The following is a 15,095-nucleotide window of genomic DNA, read 5'->3' as shown; positions in this document are numbered from 1 at the left end:
TCTTTCTCCGTCTCAGGCGAGGTCGGCGGGCGAGGACAGGGTGCCGCGCACCGCGGTGGCGGCGGCGACGGGGATCGAGACCAGGTGGGTGCGTCCACCCTTGCCCTGACGGCCCTCGAAGTTGCGGTTGGAGGTCGAGGCGCTGCGCTCGCCGGGGGCGAGGGTGTCGGGGTTCATGCCCAGGCACATCGAGCAGCCGGCCCCGCGCCACTCGGCGCCGGCCTCCTTGAAGACGACGTCGAGGCCCTCCTCCTCGGCCTGCAGGCGCACCCGCACCGAGCCGGGCACGACCAGCAGCCGGGTGTCGGGGGCGACGGTGCGACCCTTGATGATCTCGGCGGCCAGGCGCAGGTCCTCGATGCGGCCGTTGGTGCACGAGCCGACGAAGACGGTGTCGACCGAGACCTCGCGCATCGGCGTGCCGGCCACCAGGTCCATGTAGGCCAGCGCCTTCTCGGCCGCGACGCGGTCGGAGGGCTCCTCGAAGTCGTCGGGGTGCGGCACCGAGGCGCCCAGGGGCACGCCCTGGCCGGGGTTGGTGCCCCAGGTGACGAACGGCGTCATCGTCGAGGCGTCGAGGACGATCTCGGCGTCGTACGTCGCGTCGTCGTCGGTGCGCAGGCTCGTCCAGTGCTCGACGGCGGCGTCCCAGTCGGCGCCGGTGGGGGCCTCGGGGCGTCCCTCGATGTAGTCGAAGGTGGTCTGGTCGGGGGCGATCATCCCGGCCTTGGCGCCCCACTCGATACTCATGTTGCACACCGTCATCCGCGACTCCATCGAGAGCTCCTCGATGGCCTGGCCGCGGTACTCGACGATGTAGCCCTGGCCGCCTCCGGTGCCGGTGTGCGCGATCAGGTTGAGCACCATGTCCTTGGCGGTCACGCCGTCGGGCAGGCTGCCGTTGATGGTCACGGCCATCGTCTTGGGGCGTGCCTGCATCAGCGTCTGCGTGGCCAGCACGTGCTCGACCTCGGAGGTGCCGATGCCGAAGGCGATCGCGCCGAAGGCACCGTGGGTGCTGGTGTGGCTGTCGCCGCACACGATCGTCATGCCCGGCTGGGTCAGGCCCAGCTGGGGGCCGACCACGTGCACGATGCCCTGGTCGAGGTCGCCGAGGGGGTGCAGGCGCACCCCGAACTCCTCGGCGTTGCGGCGCAGCGTCTCGACCTGGGTGCGCGAGACCGGGTCGGCGATCGGCTTGTCCCAGTCCAGCGTGGGGACGTTGTGGTCCTCGGTCGCCAGGGTCAGGTCGGGGCGGCGCACCGGGCGTCCGGCCAGCCGCAGCCCGTCGAAGGCCTGCGGCGAGGTCACCTCGTGGATGAGGTGGAGGTCGATGTAGAGCAGGTCCGGCTCTCCCGCGGTCGAGCGGACGACGTGCTCGTCCCAGACCTTCTCCGACAGGGTCCTGCCCATGACGCGCTCCTTGATGACTGGTGGGTGACGGTGGAACAGCACCCGAGCCTACGTCCTCGATCCCAGGAAGTGAGACGCGGGTCCCGTCATTCGAGACGGCGATGCTGAGCCCGCTCCTTACCGAGCGGGGGTGAGACCCCGGTCACAGGACTTGCATCCCATGATCTGAGACGCAAGTATTGGCATATGGACAGCAGTGGAGTGGGAGTGCTCGACAAGGCCGCGATCGTGCTGACCGCGCTCGAGGCCGGCCCGGCGACCCTGGCCGGGCTCGTGACCGCGACCGGCCTGGCCCGCCCGACGGCCCACCGGCTCGCGGTGGCGCTCGAGCACCACCGGCTGGTGGCGCGCGACATGCAGGGCCGCTTCGTGCTCGGTCCGCGCCTCTCCGAGCTCTCCGCCGCCGCCGGCGAGGACCGCCTGCTGGCCACCGCCGGCCCGGTGCTGGCCCGGCTGCGCGACATCACCGGCGAGTCCGCCCAGCTGTGGCGCCGCCAGGGCGACCACCGCGTCTGCGTCGCGGCCGCCGAGCGTCCCTCGGGCCTGCGCGACACCATCCCGATCGGCTCCCAGCTGACCATGCGCGCCGGGTCGGCCGCCCAGGTGCTGCTGGCCTGGGACGACCCCGAGCGGATGCAGCGGGGCCTGCAGAACGCCGCCTTCTCGGCGGCCGCCCTCTCCGGCATCCGCCGCCGCGGCTGGGCCCAGTCGGTCGGCGAGCGCGAGCAGGGCGTCGCCTCGGTCTCCGCGCCGGTGCGCTCCCCCAGCGGCAAGATCATCGCCGCCGTCTCGGTCTCCGGCCCGCTCGAGCGGCTCTCGCGCCAACCCGGCCGCATGCACGCCCCCGCCGTGCTCGCCGCCGCCGAGCGGCTCTCGGAGTCGCTGCGCCGCGCCGCGGCCGAGAGCGCCTGAGGCGCACGCACCTCCCCGGGGCTAGAACAACCCGTCCTGCTCGAGGCCGAGCAGCACCTGCTTGCGCTCCAGTCCACCGGCGTAGCCGGTGAGGGTGCCGTTGGCGCCGATGACGCGGTGGCACGGGATCACGACCGGGATCGGGTTGCGGCCGTTGGCCAGCCCGACCGCGCGCGAGGCGGCGTTGGTCATGCCCAGCGCGCGCGCCACCTCGCCGTACGACGCGGTCTCGCCGTAGCCGATCGTGCGCAGCTGGGCCCACACCCGCTGCTGGAAGTCGCTGCCGCGCGGCGCGAGGGGCAGGTCGAAGTCGCGCAGCCCGCCGTCGAAGTACGCCGCCAGCTGGCGCACCGTCTCGACCAGCACCGGCTGCGTGTCGTCGCGCTCGCCCGGGTCTTGGGCCCCCGGCTCGGGGTAGGGCGCGAACTCCACGGCCGCCAGCGCACCGTCGCGCTCGACGAGGCGCAGCGGCCCGATCGGGCTGTCGGTCTCGGTCCACATCTCAGTCGTCCTCCGGTCGGGGCGGGTCGGGCATCAGGGTCTGCCACAGGTGCATCAGGGCGTAGGAGCGCCACGGGCTCCACAGCGGTGCTCGGGCGATCTCGGCGGCCGGCTCGAGCCCCAGGCGCTTGAAGGCGGTCCGCACGCCCAGGTCGGTCGACAAGAAGACGTCGGGGTGGCCCAGGGCGCGCATCGCGACGTAGTCGGCGGTCCAGGGGCCGATCCCGGGCAGGGCCAGCATCGCCGCGCGCACGGCGTCGCGCTCCGGACCGCGGTCGAGCGCCAGCTCGCCGGCGGCCAGCGCCGCGCTCAGCCCGACCAGGGCCCGGCCCCGGGCTCGCGGCATCGGCAGCGTCTCCGGGTCGACCTCCGCGAGGGTCGCCGCGTCGGGGAACAGGTGGGTCAGCCCCGGCTCACCGGTCTCGACCGGTCGGCCGTGGGCGGCCACGACGCGCCCGCCGACCGTGCGGGCGCCGGTCACCGAGACCTGCTGGCCGATCACCGTGCGCACGGCCGTCTCGTCGCCGTCGACCTGGCCGGGCAGCCGCAGCCCCGGGGTGCGGCGCACCAGCGCCCCGAGGACCGGGTCGGTCCCGAGGTGCTCGGCGACCGGCAGCGGGTCGCAGTCGGCGTCGACCAGGCGGCGTACGCGCTCGACGGCCGCGGTGGTGTCGCGCAGGTCGGTGAGCCGGAAGTGGGCCCCGACCATCGCCACTCCCCCGGCCGGCACCTCGTCGAGCGCCGGGTCGAGGTCGACGCGCACCGTGCCGGGTCCGTGGGGCAGGTCGAGGGTGCGGGCGTACCAGCCCGGTCCGGCGGTCTCGACGCCCGGGACCAGGTGGTAGGCCAGGAACCCCAGCAGCGCCTGGCCGGCGAAGGGGGTGCGCACCGCCAGCCGCAGCGAGATGCCGCCGGCGCTCGCCGTCGCCGCGCCCCGGCGTCCGCGCAGCTGGCTGGGGCTCAGCGCGTAGACCTCGCGGATCGTGTCGTTGAACTGCCGCACGCTGGCGAAGCCCGCCGCGAAGGCCACGTCGGCGAGCGGCAGGTCGGTGGTCTCGACGAGCACGCGGGCGGTCTGGGCGCGGCGGGCCCGGGCCAGCGCGAGCGGACCGGCGCCCAGCTCGGCGGTGAGCAGCCGGGTCAGGTGGCGCGGGCTGTAGCCGAGCCGGCGCGCCAGCCCGTCGACGCCCTCGCGGTCGACGACCCCGTCGGCGACCAGGCGCATGGCCCGCCCGGCGGCGCCGGCGGCGACGTCCCACTCGGGGCTGCCGGGCGTCGCGTCGGGCAGGCACCGCTTGCAGGCCCGGAAGCCGGCCCCCTGGGCCGCGGCGGCGCTGGGGTGGAAGATCACGTTGCCGGCGGCCGGGGTGCGGGCCGGGCACGAGGGGCGGCAGTAGATGCCGGTCGTGCGCACCGCCGTCCAGAAGACCCCGTCGAAGCGACGGTCGCGGGCCTTCACCGCGGCGTAGCAGGACGCCGCGTCGAGTCCCTCCAGGCCGGTCATGGCCTCATCCTCCCCCACCGCCCCAGCCGTGACTGGCGGGAATCGGACGTCGCCCGCGGGGACCCCCGACCGGGGTGTCGCGCAGATCACCACGCGTCAGGGAGAATCATGAGGTGGACGACGACCAGAGCCCCAGCACCGAGCGGCCGGCACCGCGTCCCGGACGCCGTCGGCGGATCAGCCCGGAGCGGCGCTCCCGCCGCACCGTGTGGCGCGTCGTCCTGATCACCCAGCTGTGCCTGGCGCTGCTGACCGCAGGCACCGTCGCGGTGGCCTACGACCGCCTCGACTCCGGTCTCGACGTGCAGGACATCGAGGACCAGCTGATGGACCGGCCCGAGAAGAGGGAGGTCGAGGGGCCGCAGGAGCCGCTCAACATCCTGGTCCTCGGCACCGACGACCGCAGCTGCGAGGGTTGCGGCATCGACGGCGAGGCCGGTGGCGGCGGCTCCGACACGACCCTGCTGATCCACGTCTCGGCCGACCGCAAGGAGGCGTACGGCGTCTCCCTGCCGCGCGACGCCCTGGTCACCCGTCCCGACTGCATGGCCGAGGACGGCAGCACGATCCCCGGCGCCGAGCTGGCGATGTTCAACACCGCCTTCGCCGAGGGCGGGGCCGCCTGCACCGTGCAGACCCTCGAGCAGCTGACCGGGGTGCTCATCGACCACTACGTCACCGTCGACTTCAACGGCTTCGTCGACATGGTCGACGCCGTCGGCGGCGTGGAGGTCTGCCTGCCCAAGGAGGTCGCCGACCCCAAGACCAAGATCTACCTCGACGCCGGCACCCAGGTCCTCGACGGCGAGGACGCGCTCAAGTACGTGCGTGAGCGGTCGGTGCTCTCGGCCAACTCCGACATCGGCCGGATGAAGCGGCAGCAGGCCTTCATCGCCTCGATGGTCAACAAGGTCGTCTCCGCCGGCACCCTGACCCGACCCGACCGGGTCTACAGCTTCCTCAAGGCCGCCACCGGGTCGCTGACCCTCGACGCCGAGCTCGACAGCCTGGGCAGCCTGGCCGACCTGGCGCTGCAGTTCCGCCAGACCGGCCTCAGCGACATCAAGTTCATCAGCGTGCCCTTCGAGGCCTACGAGCCCGACCCCAACCGGCTGGTGTGGACCGACGAGGCCGACAAGCTCTGGACCCGCATCAAGCGCGACAAGCCGCTCAGCTCCACGCTCAAGGAGGGCTCGATCAACGCCGCGGACCCGGTGGGTGGGACAGCGACGCCGTCGGCCTCGCCGTCGGAGGCACCCGACGAGCCGAGCACCGGCGCTACGACGGAGCCGCAGGCCCCCACCGAGGAGGAGCAGGCCGAGGCGCTGGCCAACGGCCTGTGCGCCTGAGCCGGGCCAGCACGGCGCCGGCGCCCGCCCCCGCCGCCGCGGTGAGCCAGCCGGCCACGACGTCGACGACGTAGTGCTCGCCGGTGTAGACGAGGGTCAGCCCCATCGCCAGCACGTAGCCCAGCGCCAGGGTGCGCCCGGCGGCGCCGAGCACCGGCCACAGGACCAGGGCCACGAGCATCGCGCTGCCCGCGTGCAGCGACGGCATCGCCGCGACCGGGTTGCTGCCCGACTGGCCCGAGACCGTCAGCACGCTGATCCAGTCGAGGTGCAGGTGCTCCCAGCCCAGGTGCGAGACCCGCTCGACCGGCCCGATCTCCCCGCGCTGCGAGGCCAGCCACGGAGGGGCGGCGGGTGAGACGACGTAGCCCGTCATCCCCACCACGGTGAAGACCAGCAACGACGCGAGCAGGGGCACGAACCGGTCCCGCAGCGCGAACCAGACGTACGCGGTCAGCAACGGGATGGCCACGAAGTGGGTGCTGTAGACCAGCGCCGCAGCGGCGTCGTACCAGTGCGTCGTCCCGTCGACGAGGTGCTGCTGCAGCCACACCGTGGGCACGCCGCCGAGCAGCGTCCGGTCGACCTGCGCCGGCCACGTCAGGGCCACCTCGAACCCGAGCCGGTTGGTCGCGTCGACGTCGGCGCCGAGCGGCGCGCTGACCCACCCCGCGACCGCGTAGGCGACCAGGATCAGGCTCAGCGGCGACCAGGCGATGAGCAGCTGGGCGACCGGCCCGTGCCGCGAGGCTCCCGCTGCCATCAGCGGCGCCGCCGCTCGATGACCGCCTGGGTCCGGAAGCGGTTGTAGCGCTGGATCAGGATGAAGGGCAGGTTGACGACCACGCCGTACGCCACGAGGAGGACGGCGGCCACGGGCGGGTTCCACAGCACGAACAGCGGCCCGCAGGCCATCGCCCACCAGTGGGCGAGCTCGGCGCGCCGGGTCTCCTGGACGAAGAGCTGCAGCCCCGCGACGTCGTACGACGGCAGCTGGCGCTTGCTGACCCCGCCCCGGAACAGGTCCCCGGCCTCGGGCACCCGGTCCTTCCACCGGTGGATCCGCAGCCGTCGGCGGTACCACGTGCCGCGGGCCTCGAAGCGTCGCGCCCGCAGCAGCCACCCGTCCTCGGCCAGCCGCTCGGCGCCGAGGCGGTGGGCCGCGTAGCCCGTGGCCGCGTGCAGCGCCCCCCAGGCCAGCACGTCGACGACGACGGTCACGGCCTCCGGCATCACCAGTCGCAGCATCAGCCCACCTCGCGGACGCGGTCGCGCCCCCTGGTCCGCACCGGGCGCCCCCGCCAGGTCACCGAGCCGCGCACCAGCGTGGCCCCGACCGAGCGCGCGAAGACCGCGTCGAAGGCCAGCAGCGGCAGCGGGAACAGCGCCCAGGTCCACCAGCGGAAGGAGCCCAGGCGGGTCAGGAGCAGCCGCAGGTGCAGCGCGGTCACCACGTAGCCCACGACCCAGACCAGCGGGTGCCCGTGCGCGAGCGGCCCGACCGGGCTGCCCGACACGTCCAGCAGCGCCAGGAGCAGCCCCACGGCCACGGCGTGGTGGACGCACAGCCACAGCACCGCGGCCAGGGTCGGCCCCGGGGCGGCGGCCGACGCACCGGACGCCATGTTCTTGGTCCAGCCCGGGACCAGCTGCCGCCACCCCCCGGGGTAGCTGCGCATCCGGACCTCCTCGCCCCCGGCGGCGCAGTGCACGGGCAGGCCGCAGCGGTGGTAGGCGCGGGCCAGCTCCACGTCGTCGAGGACCTCGCCGCGCACCGCGGCGTGCCCCCCGGCCCGCGCGTAGTCCTCGCGCGAGGTCAGCAGGCAGGGCCCGAAGGCCATCGGGCGGCTGCTCGCACCACGGCCGAACGCCCCGCTGGCCATCATCGACACCACGTTGAAGTAGGAGGAGAGCTGCTCGTGGCCACCTCCGACGGCGTGGAAGGGCTGCACGGAGACCAGTCCCCCGTGCCGTCCGTGCAGCTCCAGCAGGCCGGTGAGCGCCCCGGCGGCCAGCTCGGTGTCGGCGTCGAGGAGGAGCAGCAGGTCGCCCGACGTCGCGCCGACGCCCTGGTGGCAGGCCCAGGCCTTGCCGGTCCACCCGGGAGGAGGGGGCGAGGCGCTGACGAGGGTGGCGCCGCCCGTGGTGGCCACGGCCGCGGTCCGGTCGACGGACCCGTCGTCGACGACGACCACCTCGCCGACCGCGACGTCGAGCCGGGCCAGCGAGGCCAGCAGCGCGGGCAGGCTCGCCTCCTCGTCACGAGCCGGCACCACGACCGACACGCGGGAGGCCTCCGCGCCCCAGCCCGCACCGGGGCGCAGCACGCGCAGGTCGCGCAGCTGCCACCCGCCGGCCACCGTGCCGACCAGCAGCGCCAGGGCCAGGGCGAGGTCGCTCATCGCTCGCTCCCCACACCGGTGACCAGCAGCGGCATGCCCCCCTGGGGGTGCACGGCGACCTGGGCCTGCGCCACCGGTCGCGACCAGCCGGCAGGGACCTCGAGCCGGTGCTCGCGCAGCAGCCGGCTCAGGACCAGCACCATCTCCCCGAGCGCGAACTCGCGGCCGATGCACAGCCGCGGCCCCTGCCCGAAGGGCAGGTAGGCGGAGCGGGCGGCCGCGGGGTCGAGGAAGCGCTCGGGTCGGAAGGACAGCGGCGCCGGCCAGGACTCCCCCCGCCGGTGCAGGAGCCACGGGCTGATGATGGCCAGCGTCCCGGCCGGGACCTCGCGACCACCGACGACGTCGGGGCCCAGCGAGCGTCGCGACAGGGCCCAGGCGGGCGGGAAGAGCCGCAGCGACTCGTCGACGACCGCGCGGGTCCACGGCAGCCTCTCGCGGTGGCCCAGCAGGGACACGGGGCCCGGGTGTGCGTCCAGCTCGGCGCGCAGGCGGTCCTGGGCGTCCTGGTGCTCGGCGAGCAGCATCAGCGTCCAGGACAGCGCCCCGGCCACCGTCTCGTGGCCGGCGATGACCATGGTGACCAGCTCGTCGCGCACGGCGGTGTCGTCGAGCCCGCTGTCGAGCAGGAGCCCCAGGAGGTCGTCGCCGTGGTCGCCGCGCGGCGAGCGACGCCCTCGTCGCTCGGCGATGATCTCGCCGGTGATCGAGTCGAGGCGGCGCCGGGTGGCGCGCAGGCGGACGTTGGTCCGGGTGGGCAGCCACGGGGCCGTCGGCAGGATCGACCGACCCAGCCGCACCACCAGCTCGGCCGCCCTGCTCGTCGCGTCGAGGAGGTGCTGCGCGTGGCCGGACAGGTCGGTGGAGAACAGGGCCCGCCCGACCGCGTCCAGGCCGATGCGGTGCGTCAGGGCGGCGACGTCCACGACCTCGGTGCCGGTCCCCCGCCCCAGCCGGGCGGTGACCGCCGCGTCGACGGCGGCCGCCACCTGCTCGCCCACCGCGAGCAGCCGCTCGTGGTGGAAGGCCGGTGCGGCGAGGCGTCGGTGCTCGATCCAGCTCGGCTCGGAGGACGCCAGCAGGCCGGGCCCGGTGACCCTGGCCAGCGCGGCGTACTGCACGGTCTGCTTGCCCCAGCCGCGCGCGGCGGTCTGCAGGACGTGGCGCGCGTCGGCGGGGTCGTTGAGCAGCAGCGCCGGTGGCCCGGGCACGGGGAAGGAGACCAGGTCGCCGTAGCGGTCGGCGACGTCGACCAGGAAGGACAGCGGGTCGGCGCGCACCGAGCGGAACGCCCGGGCCATGTCGAGGGACGTCGGGCCGGGCACCCCGATGTCGGTCGGCTGGAGCGCCTGGAGGCGCTCGGAGACGCTCATGGCTGCCCCGTCCCGTCGCGGTGCCGCCCGAACCAGGTCCACGCCACGCAGGAGGTCAGGACCAGGGCGAAGCCGAAGGCGAGGTCCTCGGCGGGGGCGAAGAACAGCCGGCCGTCGCCGAGGACGGTGATCTGCTCGGAGCCGATGATGCTCTCGCCGTCGTAGCGGACGATGCCGCGCCCGGTCAGCCACCCGTTGGTGAGCAGCTGGAAGAAGACGATGATGGCGTAGGCCGTCCACCAGACGGAGGTGCTGGTCAACCGGGTGCCCACGACCCAGCGGTCCACCACCAGGGCTGCCACGACGCCCAGCACTGCCAGTGCGGTGTAGGTCACCGGGCCTCCTCGCGTCGACGTGTGAGCACCCGGGGCCGCGCCGCACGCACCCCCTCGAGCGTCAGGACCGAGACGAGCGGGATGACCACGAAGAAGGCGATCTCCTCGAGGGGCAGGCCAGCGACGCGCCAGGGCAGGGTCTGCTCGTCGTCGAAGTGCCAGTGCCCCGCCGCCGTGGCACCGAGGTCCCAGAGGAGGAACGGCGTCCCGGCCGCCAGCACGGTCAGGGCCAGCCGCCGGGGCTGGCGCAGCACGTCGAGCCGGAAGGCCGGCACGAGCCACAGGGTGCCGACGAGGCAGAAGACGAGCATGGCGACGTACGACAGCTGCAGCAGGCTCATGGCGCCACCGGTCCCGCCGACCGGTCCCCGGACAGCCGCTTGAGCACCAGCTCGGCGCTGATCAGGCACATCGGCAGCCCCACCCCCGGCACGGTGCTCGCCCCGGCGTAGAACAGGCCCTCCACCTTGGAGGACACGTTGCCGGGGCGGAAGAAGGCGCTCTGGCGCAGGGTGTGCTCGAGCCCGAGGGCCCCGCCGCGCCAGGAGTTGTAGCGCTGCTCGAAGTCGGCGGGCCCGACGGTGTGCCGCACCCGGATCCGTCGGCGCAGGTCGGGGACCTTCGCCCAGCCGGCCACCTGGTCGATGGCGGCGTCCACCGCACGCTCGACGGTCTTGGAGCCCGCGCCGTCGTCACCGCCCGCACCGATGCTGGTGTCGGCCGGCACCGGCACCAGGACGAAGAGGTTCTCGCACCCCTCCGGGGCCACCGTGGGGTCGGTCGCCGAGGGCTTGCAGACGTACGTCGAGGCCGGGTCCGGGACGCGGGCCTGCGCGCCGAAGATGTCGCCGAAGTTCTGCTCCCAGTCGGAGGTGAAGAACAGGGAGTGGTGCGACAGCTCGGGCAGCGCGCCCTCGACGCCGAGCATCGCCAGCACCGCACCGGGCCCCGGGGAGCGTCGGCGCCACGCGGTCTCGGGGTGGGACTGCAGCGCGGCCGGCAGCAGCTGCGTCTCGAGGTGGTGCAGGTCCGCGGCACCGACGACCACGTCGGCCTCGATCGTGCCCGTCCCACCGGTGGGGCTCGCGTGCTCCACCCCGCGCACCGACGCCCGGGCACCGCGGGAGGCGGGGCCCGTCAGGATCCTGGTGACGCTCGTGGCGGTGTGCAGCCGGGCCCCGTGGCGCCGGGCCAGGTCGGCGACCACCTCGACGAGCCGGGTGAACCCGCCCTGCGGGTAGAGGACCCGGTCGCCGAGGTCCAGGCTGCTCATCAGGTGGTACATGCTCGGGGCCCGGCTCGGCGAGGAGCCCAGGAACACCGCCGGGTAGCCGAGCACCTGGCGCAGGCGGTCGTCCTGGAACCGGCTGGCGACGTGGCTGCCCAGCGAGCGGGTGAGCAGCTGGCCCAGCCGCGGTGTCCGGCGCAGCACGTCGGAGCGCAGGAACGAGGCGGAGGAGTCGAAGTTGCTGTAGAGGAACCGCCGCAGCGCGATGTCGTAGGTCTCCTGCGCGGAGGAGAGGTAGTCGTCGAAGCGCTGGCCGGCCCCCGGCTCGACCTCCTCGAAGACGGCCCGGTTGTGCGCCCGGTCGGGGCGGATGTCGAGGGGGCGCTCGTGGCCCTCGAAGAAGACCCGGTAGCTGGGGTCGAGCACGGTCAGGTCGAGCTCGGCCGCGGCCGAGGTGCCGAGCAGGGCGAAGAAGTGCTCGAAGACCTCGGGCATCAGGTACCAGGACGCACCGGTGTCGAAGCGGAAGCCGTCCCTCTCGATGCTGCCGACCCGGCCGCCCAGCTCCTCGTTCTTCTCCAGCAGGTCGACGCTGTGTCCGTGCGCGGCGAGCAGCGCCGCGGTCGCGAGGCCGGCGATGCCACCGCCCACCACCACGACGCGGCGCGAGCCGGACGCGGCACGCGGGCCGCGGCGCTGGGGCAGCAGGGAGGTCATGCGTCGCTCCTCAGCAGGACACCGGCCAGCAGCCGCAGCTTGACCGGGTCGGGGACCCGGACCCGGGTCCGGCGGATGTCGGGCGCGGGGGTCTCCCGCAGGCGGGCGCCGAGCTCGGCGAAGGTCGCGTGCGCGGCCGCCACGGCGCGGCGGCTGCTGCTCGGCAGGGCCGGGATGACCGCGGCCGCGGCGACCAGGTCGGCGTCGATGTCGTCGAGGATCCGGTCGCGGTCGCCGTCGCAGAAGCGCTCGACGTCCAGACCGGGGAAGTAGGCGCGCCCGAGCTGGTCGTGGTCCTCGGCGAGGTCGCGCAGGAAGTTGAGCTTCTGGAACGCCGCACCCAGCCGTCGGGCGCCGGGCGCGAGGCGGTCGTACTCACGCTCGCGGGCCGCGCCGTCGCCGGCCAGGAAGACCCGCAGGCACATCAGGCCGATCACCTCCGCCGAGCCGTAGACGTAGCGCTCGAAGCTGGCAGGGGTGTGCTCGGTGGTCTCCAGGTCCGTCCCCATCGAGGCGAAGAACGGGTCGACCAGGTCCGCGCCGATGCCGCAGCCCCGCGCGGTGCGCGCGAAGGCGTGCACGACGAGGTTGGCGCTGTAGCCGTGCTCCAGGGCGTGCCGCACGTCGTCGTGCAGCCAGCCGAGCATGGTCCGTCGGGGGCCCACCTCGAGACCGGGATCGGTGTTGTCGACGATCTCGTCGGCGACCCGCACCAGGGCGTAGACGTTGCGCACCTGCGTGCGCACCGGCTCCCCCAGCAGGCGCGAGGACAGCCCGAACGAGCTCGAGAAGGCCCGGATCACCCCGGCCGCGCTGTCCTCCGAGAGGGAGTCGTAGAGGGTGGTCGCCTCACGGCTGGGGCCGTGGGGGCCGTGGGGGCTGCGGGTCCTCACGCGGCGGCCTCGTCGAGGCCGAACGAGGTGAGGAGCGGGCCCAGCACGTCGACGGGCAGGTCCAGCTCCTCGACGGTGCGCACGGCCGAGGCGTGGTGCCGGGCCGCGAGAGCCTCGACGAAGGCCCGCGACCCGGAGGCGGTGAGCAGCGCCCGGGCCTCGGCGAGGTCGGCGGCGGCGAGGTCGCGACCGACGTAGGGCTCGAGGCGGGCCCACTGCGACGTGGAGCGGGCGTGGACCAGGAGGGGTGTCTGCTTGGCGTCGCGCAGGTCGCTGGTGGTGCTCTTGCCCGTGCGGGCCGGGTCCCCGAAGACGCCGAGCAGGTCGTCGACCAGCTGGAACCCGATGCCGAGCACCCGGCCGGCCTCCCCCAGCCGCTCGACCGTGTGCTCGTCGGCGTCCGCCAGCACGGCGCCGGCCTGGAGGGGCAGCGCGAAGGAGTAGGCGCTCGTCTTGCGCTCGGCCGCGTCCAGGCTCTCCGCCATCGACGCCGCCCCCAGGCCCAGGGAGAGGGTCACGTCGGCGAGCTCGCCGGCGGCCGTGGTGTGCAGGGCCGCGTCGAGGAGGTCCAGGAGCCGTTCGGTGACGTCGCGGGGGGCCCCGCACGTGGCCACGGCGCGGACGGCGGTGGCCAGCGCCAGGTCGCCGGCCAGGATGCCGGCGGCGAGCGCGAGCGCGTCGGCTCCCCCCGCGTCCGCACCGGCCTCCCGCGCCCCGGCGCGGAACGTGCCGCTCACGTTGGGCCGGCCGCGTCGTACGTCGTCCCCGTCGATCACGTCGTCGTGGACCACCAGCGCGGTGTGGAGCAGCTCGATCGCGGCGCCGGTCGCGGCCGCGGCCTCCTGGCGGGTCCCGCCGAGGGCGTCGTGGGCGGCGACGACCAGCGCAGGTCGGAACCGCTTGCCGCCCTCGGTACTGCGGGCCAGGGCGTCCCAGAGCCGCACCTGGTCGGGGCCGAGCCTCCTCGCTCGGGCGCGGCCCTCGTCGAGCAGGTGGCGCACGGCCTGGTCGGTGGTCGTTGCCATCACTTGCCCTCCGGTGTGCCTGACACGTGTCAGGGAGACCGTACGGAAGGAGGGGGCTTAGCAGGTCACCCCTGGGGGCATCCGCGGACGACGTCGCCCTGGAGACGCAGCAGGCCCCAGCCGGAGGGCTGGGGCCTGCTGTCGGGTCCTGCTCTGGTACCCCCGACCGGATTCGAACCGGCGCTACCGCCTTGAGAGGGCGGCGTGCTAGGCCGCTACACAACGGGGGCGTGGCAGTCGGATCGGCCTTGCGGCTTCTCCGGAGCAACCTGCGGAACTCTAGCCGGGGCTGGCTTTCCGCACAAAATCGCGGGGCTCCGAGCTTCTCGGGGCACCGCGACAGAGTCGCTGCTCGCTGGGATACTAGGACTCGAACCTAGAATAACTGGACCAGAACCAGTCGTGTTGCCAATTACACCATATCCCACTGGGGGGTTCTTCAGGTCGCCTTGCGGCTTCCCTCAGGACCGGTGGAAACCTTACACGGGGGCCGGCCGAGGCGACAAAACGGCCACCTCGCCCGCCCCCGCGGAGGTCGCGATCCCGCGCCAGCGCGCCCATCCGACGACCACCCCGAGGTAGACCAGGCTCTGGGTCAGGGTCACCGGGAGGCTCCACCAGCTGCCGCCTGTCGGGTTGAGCGCGGTGGTCATGTCGCTGAAGGCCAGGGCGAGGCCGAAGGCCAGGAGGTTGTTGAGGACGTGCATCGCGATGCCCGCCTCCAAGCCGCCGGTGAGCACGACCAGCGTGCCGGCCACCAGCCCGAAGGCCAGCCGGTCGACGAAGATCGGCGGGTCCTGCACCCCGTGGAAGAGGGCGAAGACGACGGCCGGCACGACCACGGCCGTCACCACCGAGACCCGTGGCCAGCGGGAGAGCACGGCACCGAACGACTGGGTCAGGTAGCCGCGGAACGCGTACTCCTCCCCCGCGGCCTGCAACGGGGTCAGCAGCAGCACCACGAGCAGGAAGTCACGGGTGGTGCGGGTGAAGTCGTTGAGCCCGCCGTCCAGCGCGACGCTCTCCTGGGCGGGCACCAGCGCCGAGACGACCAGGGTCGCGAGCAGGGCGATGAACGAGAGCCCGAAGCAGGTCAGCATCCAGCCCCAGCGCAGGCGTCGGGCCACCGACGACAGCCAGCCCGGTGAGACCCCGTGCACCACCCACACGATGCCCAGGGCCACCGGGATGGTCACCGCCCAGCCGAGGTTGACCAGCGCCAGGAACGACGGCATCACCCCGCCCTCGCCGCTGACCCGGTCGAAGGCCGTGCCGACGTCGAGCCCCCCGAGGGCCAGCCAGAGCGTCAGGACGAGCGCGATCAGCAGCTGCAGGACGATGAACAGCACGCCCAGCACCGCCACCCCGAAGAGCATCCACCACCCCCGCCGCGGGGCAGCACTCAGCAGGCGGTGGTAGGGCAGGCGCTCCTCGGGGTGCATG

General features: G+C 74.1%; 15 protein-coding genes and 2 tRNA genes. 2 read left to right on the top strand and 15 right to left on the bottom strand.

Going from position 1 to position 15,095, the window contains the following annotated elements:
- Positions 1–12 precede the first annotated feature (12 nt).
- Complete coding sequence (leuC, locus tag OCU29_RS02480; protein WP_179615934.1) at positions 13–1,413, bottom strand: 3-isopropylmalate dehydratase large subunit; 1,401 nt, start codon at positions 1,411–1,413, stop codon at positions 13–15.
- Positions 1,414–1,599: 186 nt separating this feature from the next.
- On the opposite strand from leuC, the gene OCU29_RS02475 reads away from it, so the two are divergent.
- On the top strand, positions 1,600–2,325 hold the full coding sequence (locus OCU29_RS02475; protein WP_179615933.1) for an IclR family transcriptional regulator: 726 nt from the start codon (positions 1,600–1,602) through the stop codon (positions 2,323–2,325).
- A 21-nt stretch (positions 2,326–2,346) separates the two neighbouring features.
- Here OCU29_RS02475 and OCU29_RS02470 read toward each other — a convergent pair whose 3' ends face one another.
- Positions 2,347–2,826, bottom strand: a complete 480-nt coding sequence (locus OCU29_RS02470; protein ID WP_261818666.1) for a methylated-DNA--[protein]-cysteine S-methyltransferase — start codon at positions 2,824–2,826, stop codon at positions 2,347–2,349.
- A gap of 1 nt (position 2,827) precedes the next feature.
- Entirely contained in the window at positions 2,828–4,330 is a 1,503-nt protein-coding gene (locus OCU29_RS02465) for an AlkA N-terminal domain-containing protein (RefSeq protein WP_261818665.1), read from the bottom strand.
- 113 nt (positions 4,331–4,443) lie between these two features.
- On the opposite strand from OCU29_RS02465, the gene OCU29_RS02460 reads away from it, so the two are divergent.
- Positions 4,444–5,679, top strand: a complete 1,236-nt coding sequence (locus OCU29_RS02460) for an LCP family protein (RefSeq protein WP_261818664.1) — start codon at positions 4,444–4,446, stop codon at positions 5,677–5,679.
- Here the strand turns inward: OCU29_RS02460 and OCU29_RS02455 are convergent.
- From OCU29_RS02455 to OCU29_RS02400, 12 genes are all read right to left on the bottom strand, one after another.
- Positions 5,609–6,442: a phosphatase PAP2 family protein gene (locus tag OCU29_RS02455; protein WP_261818663.1), complete on the bottom strand. Its 834-nt coding sequence runs from the start codon at positions 6,440–6,442 to the stop codon at positions 5,609–5,611. The genes OCU29_RS02460 and OCU29_RS02455 overlap by 71 nt on opposite strands.
- Entirely contained in the window at positions 6,442–6,927 is a 486-nt protein-coding gene (locus OCU29_RS02450) for a hypothetical protein (protein WP_261818662.1), read from the bottom strand. Before OCU29_RS02450 ends, OCU29_RS02455 begins: the two co-directional genes overlap by 1 nt.
- Positions 6,927–8,081, bottom strand: a complete 1,155-nt coding sequence (locus tag OCU29_RS02445) for a glycosyltransferase (protein ID WP_261818661.1) — start codon at positions 8,079–8,081, stop codon at positions 6,927–6,929. The genes OCU29_RS02450 and OCU29_RS02445 overlap by 1 nt, the downstream gene beginning before the upstream one ends.
- Positions 8,078–9,454: a cytochrome P450 gene (locus tag OCU29_RS02440; protein ID WP_261818660.1), complete on the bottom strand. Its 1,377-nt coding sequence runs from the start codon at positions 9,452–9,454 to the stop codon at positions 8,078–8,080. The genes OCU29_RS02445 and OCU29_RS02440 overlap by 4 nt, the downstream gene beginning before the upstream one ends.
- Positions 9,451–9,789 carry a lycopene cyclase domain-containing protein gene (locus OCU29_RS02435; RefSeq protein WP_179615926.1) on the bottom strand — a complete coding sequence of 113 codons (339 nt, stop codon included), beginning with the start codon at positions 9,787–9,789 and terminating at the stop codon, positions 9,451–9,453. Before OCU29_RS02435 ends, OCU29_RS02440 begins: the two co-directional genes overlap by 4 nt.
- Positions 9,786–10,130 (bottom strand): lycopene cyclase domain-containing protein, encoded by a 345-nt coding sequence (locus OCU29_RS02430; RefSeq protein WP_261818659.1) that lies wholly within the window; start codon positions 10,128–10,130, stop codon positions 9,786–9,788. Before OCU29_RS02430 ends, OCU29_RS02435 begins: the two co-directional genes overlap by 4 nt.
- Positions 10,127–11,734: a phytoene desaturase family protein gene (crtI, locus tag OCU29_RS02425; protein ID WP_261818658.1), complete on the bottom strand. Its 1,608-nt coding sequence runs from the start codon at positions 11,732–11,734 to the stop codon at positions 10,127–10,129. Before crtI ends, OCU29_RS02430 begins: the two co-directional genes overlap by 4 nt.
- Positions 11,731–12,627 (bottom strand): squalene/phytoene synthase family protein, encoded by an 897-nt coding sequence (locus OCU29_RS02420; protein WP_261818657.1) that lies wholly within the window; start codon positions 12,625–12,627, stop codon positions 11,731–11,733. The genes crtI and OCU29_RS02420 overlap by 4 nt, the downstream gene beginning before the upstream one ends.
- Positions 12,624–13,652, bottom strand: coding sequence for a polyprenyl synthetase family protein (locus tag OCU29_RS02415; RefSeq protein WP_261818656.1), 1,029 nt, complete (start codon positions 13,650–13,652; stop codon positions 12,624–12,626). Before OCU29_RS02415 ends, OCU29_RS02420 begins: the two co-directional genes overlap by 4 nt.
- Positions 13,653–13,806: 154 nt before the next feature.
- Positions 13,807–13,882 (bottom strand) — tRNA-Glu (locus tag OCU29_RS02410).
- 125 nt (positions 13,883–14,007) lie between these two features.
- A tRNA-Gln gene (locus tag OCU29_RS02405) sits at positions 14,008–14,079 on the bottom strand.
- Positions 14,080–14,131: 52 nt separating this feature from the next.
- Entirely contained in the window at positions 14,132–15,094 is a 963-nt protein-coding gene (locus tag OCU29_RS02400) for a CPBP family intramembrane glutamic endopeptidase (RefSeq protein WP_261818655.1), read from the bottom strand.
- Between the last annotated feature and the right edge of the window lies 1 nt (position 15,095).

Source organism: Nocardioides sp. OK12, assembly GCF_024341885.1.
GTDB lineage: Bacteria > Actinomycetota > Actinomycetes > Propionibacteriales > Nocardioidaceae > Nocardioides > Nocardioides marinisabuli.
This window is presented reverse-complemented; position numbering and strand designations above follow the sequence as displayed.

Bases quoted from the DNA above. Each gene is read 5' to 3' on its own strand.
- OCU29_RS02440 (WP_261818660.1), bottom strand. From the start codon at position 9,454: ATGAGCGTCTCCGAGCGCCTCCAGGCGCTCCAGCCGACCGACATCGGG.
- OCU29_RS02400 (WP_261818655.1), bottom strand. From the start codon at position 15,094: ATGCACCCCGAGGAGCGCCTGCCCTACCACCGCCTGCTGAGTGCTGCC.
- OCU29_RS02430 (WP_261818659.1), bottom strand. From the start codon at position 10,130: ATGAGCCTGCTGCAGCTGTCGTACGTCGCCATGCTCGTCTTCTGCCTC.
- crtI (WP_261818658.1), bottom strand. From the start codon at position 11,734: ATGACCTCCCTGCTGCCCCAGCGCCGCGGCCCGCGTGCCGCGTCCGGC.
- OCU29_RS02445 (WP_261818661.1), bottom strand. From the start codon at position 8,081: ATGAGCGACCTCGCCCTGGCCCTGGCGCTGCTGGTCGGCACGGTGGCC.
- OCU29_RS02415 (WP_261818656.1), bottom strand. From the start codon at position 13,652: ATGGCAACGACCACCGACCAGGCCGTGCGCCACCTGCTCGACGAGGGC.
- OCU29_RS02475 (WP_179615933.1), top strand. From the start codon at position 1,600: ATGGACAGCAGTGGAGTGGGAGTGCTCGACAAGGCCGCGATCGTGCTG.
- leuC (WP_179615934.1), bottom strand. From the start codon at position 1,413: ATGGGCAGGACCCTGTCGGAGAAGGTCTGGGACGAGCACGTCGTCCGC.
- OCU29_RS02455 (WP_261818663.1), bottom strand. From the start codon at position 6,442: ATGGCAGCGGGAGCCTCGCGGCACGGGCCGGTCGCCCAGCTGCTCATC.
- OCU29_RS02450 (WP_261818662.1), bottom strand. From the start codon at position 6,927: ATGCTGCGACTGGTGATGCCGGAGGCCGTGACCGTCGTCGTCGACGTG.
- OCU29_RS02470 (WP_261818666.1), bottom strand. From the start codon at position 2,826: ATGTGGACCGAGACCGACAGCCCGATCGGGCCGCTGCGCCTCGTCGAG.
- OCU29_RS02465 (WP_261818665.1), bottom strand. From the start codon at position 4,330: ATGACCGGCCTGGAGGGACTCGACGCGGCGTCCTGCTACGCCGCGGTG.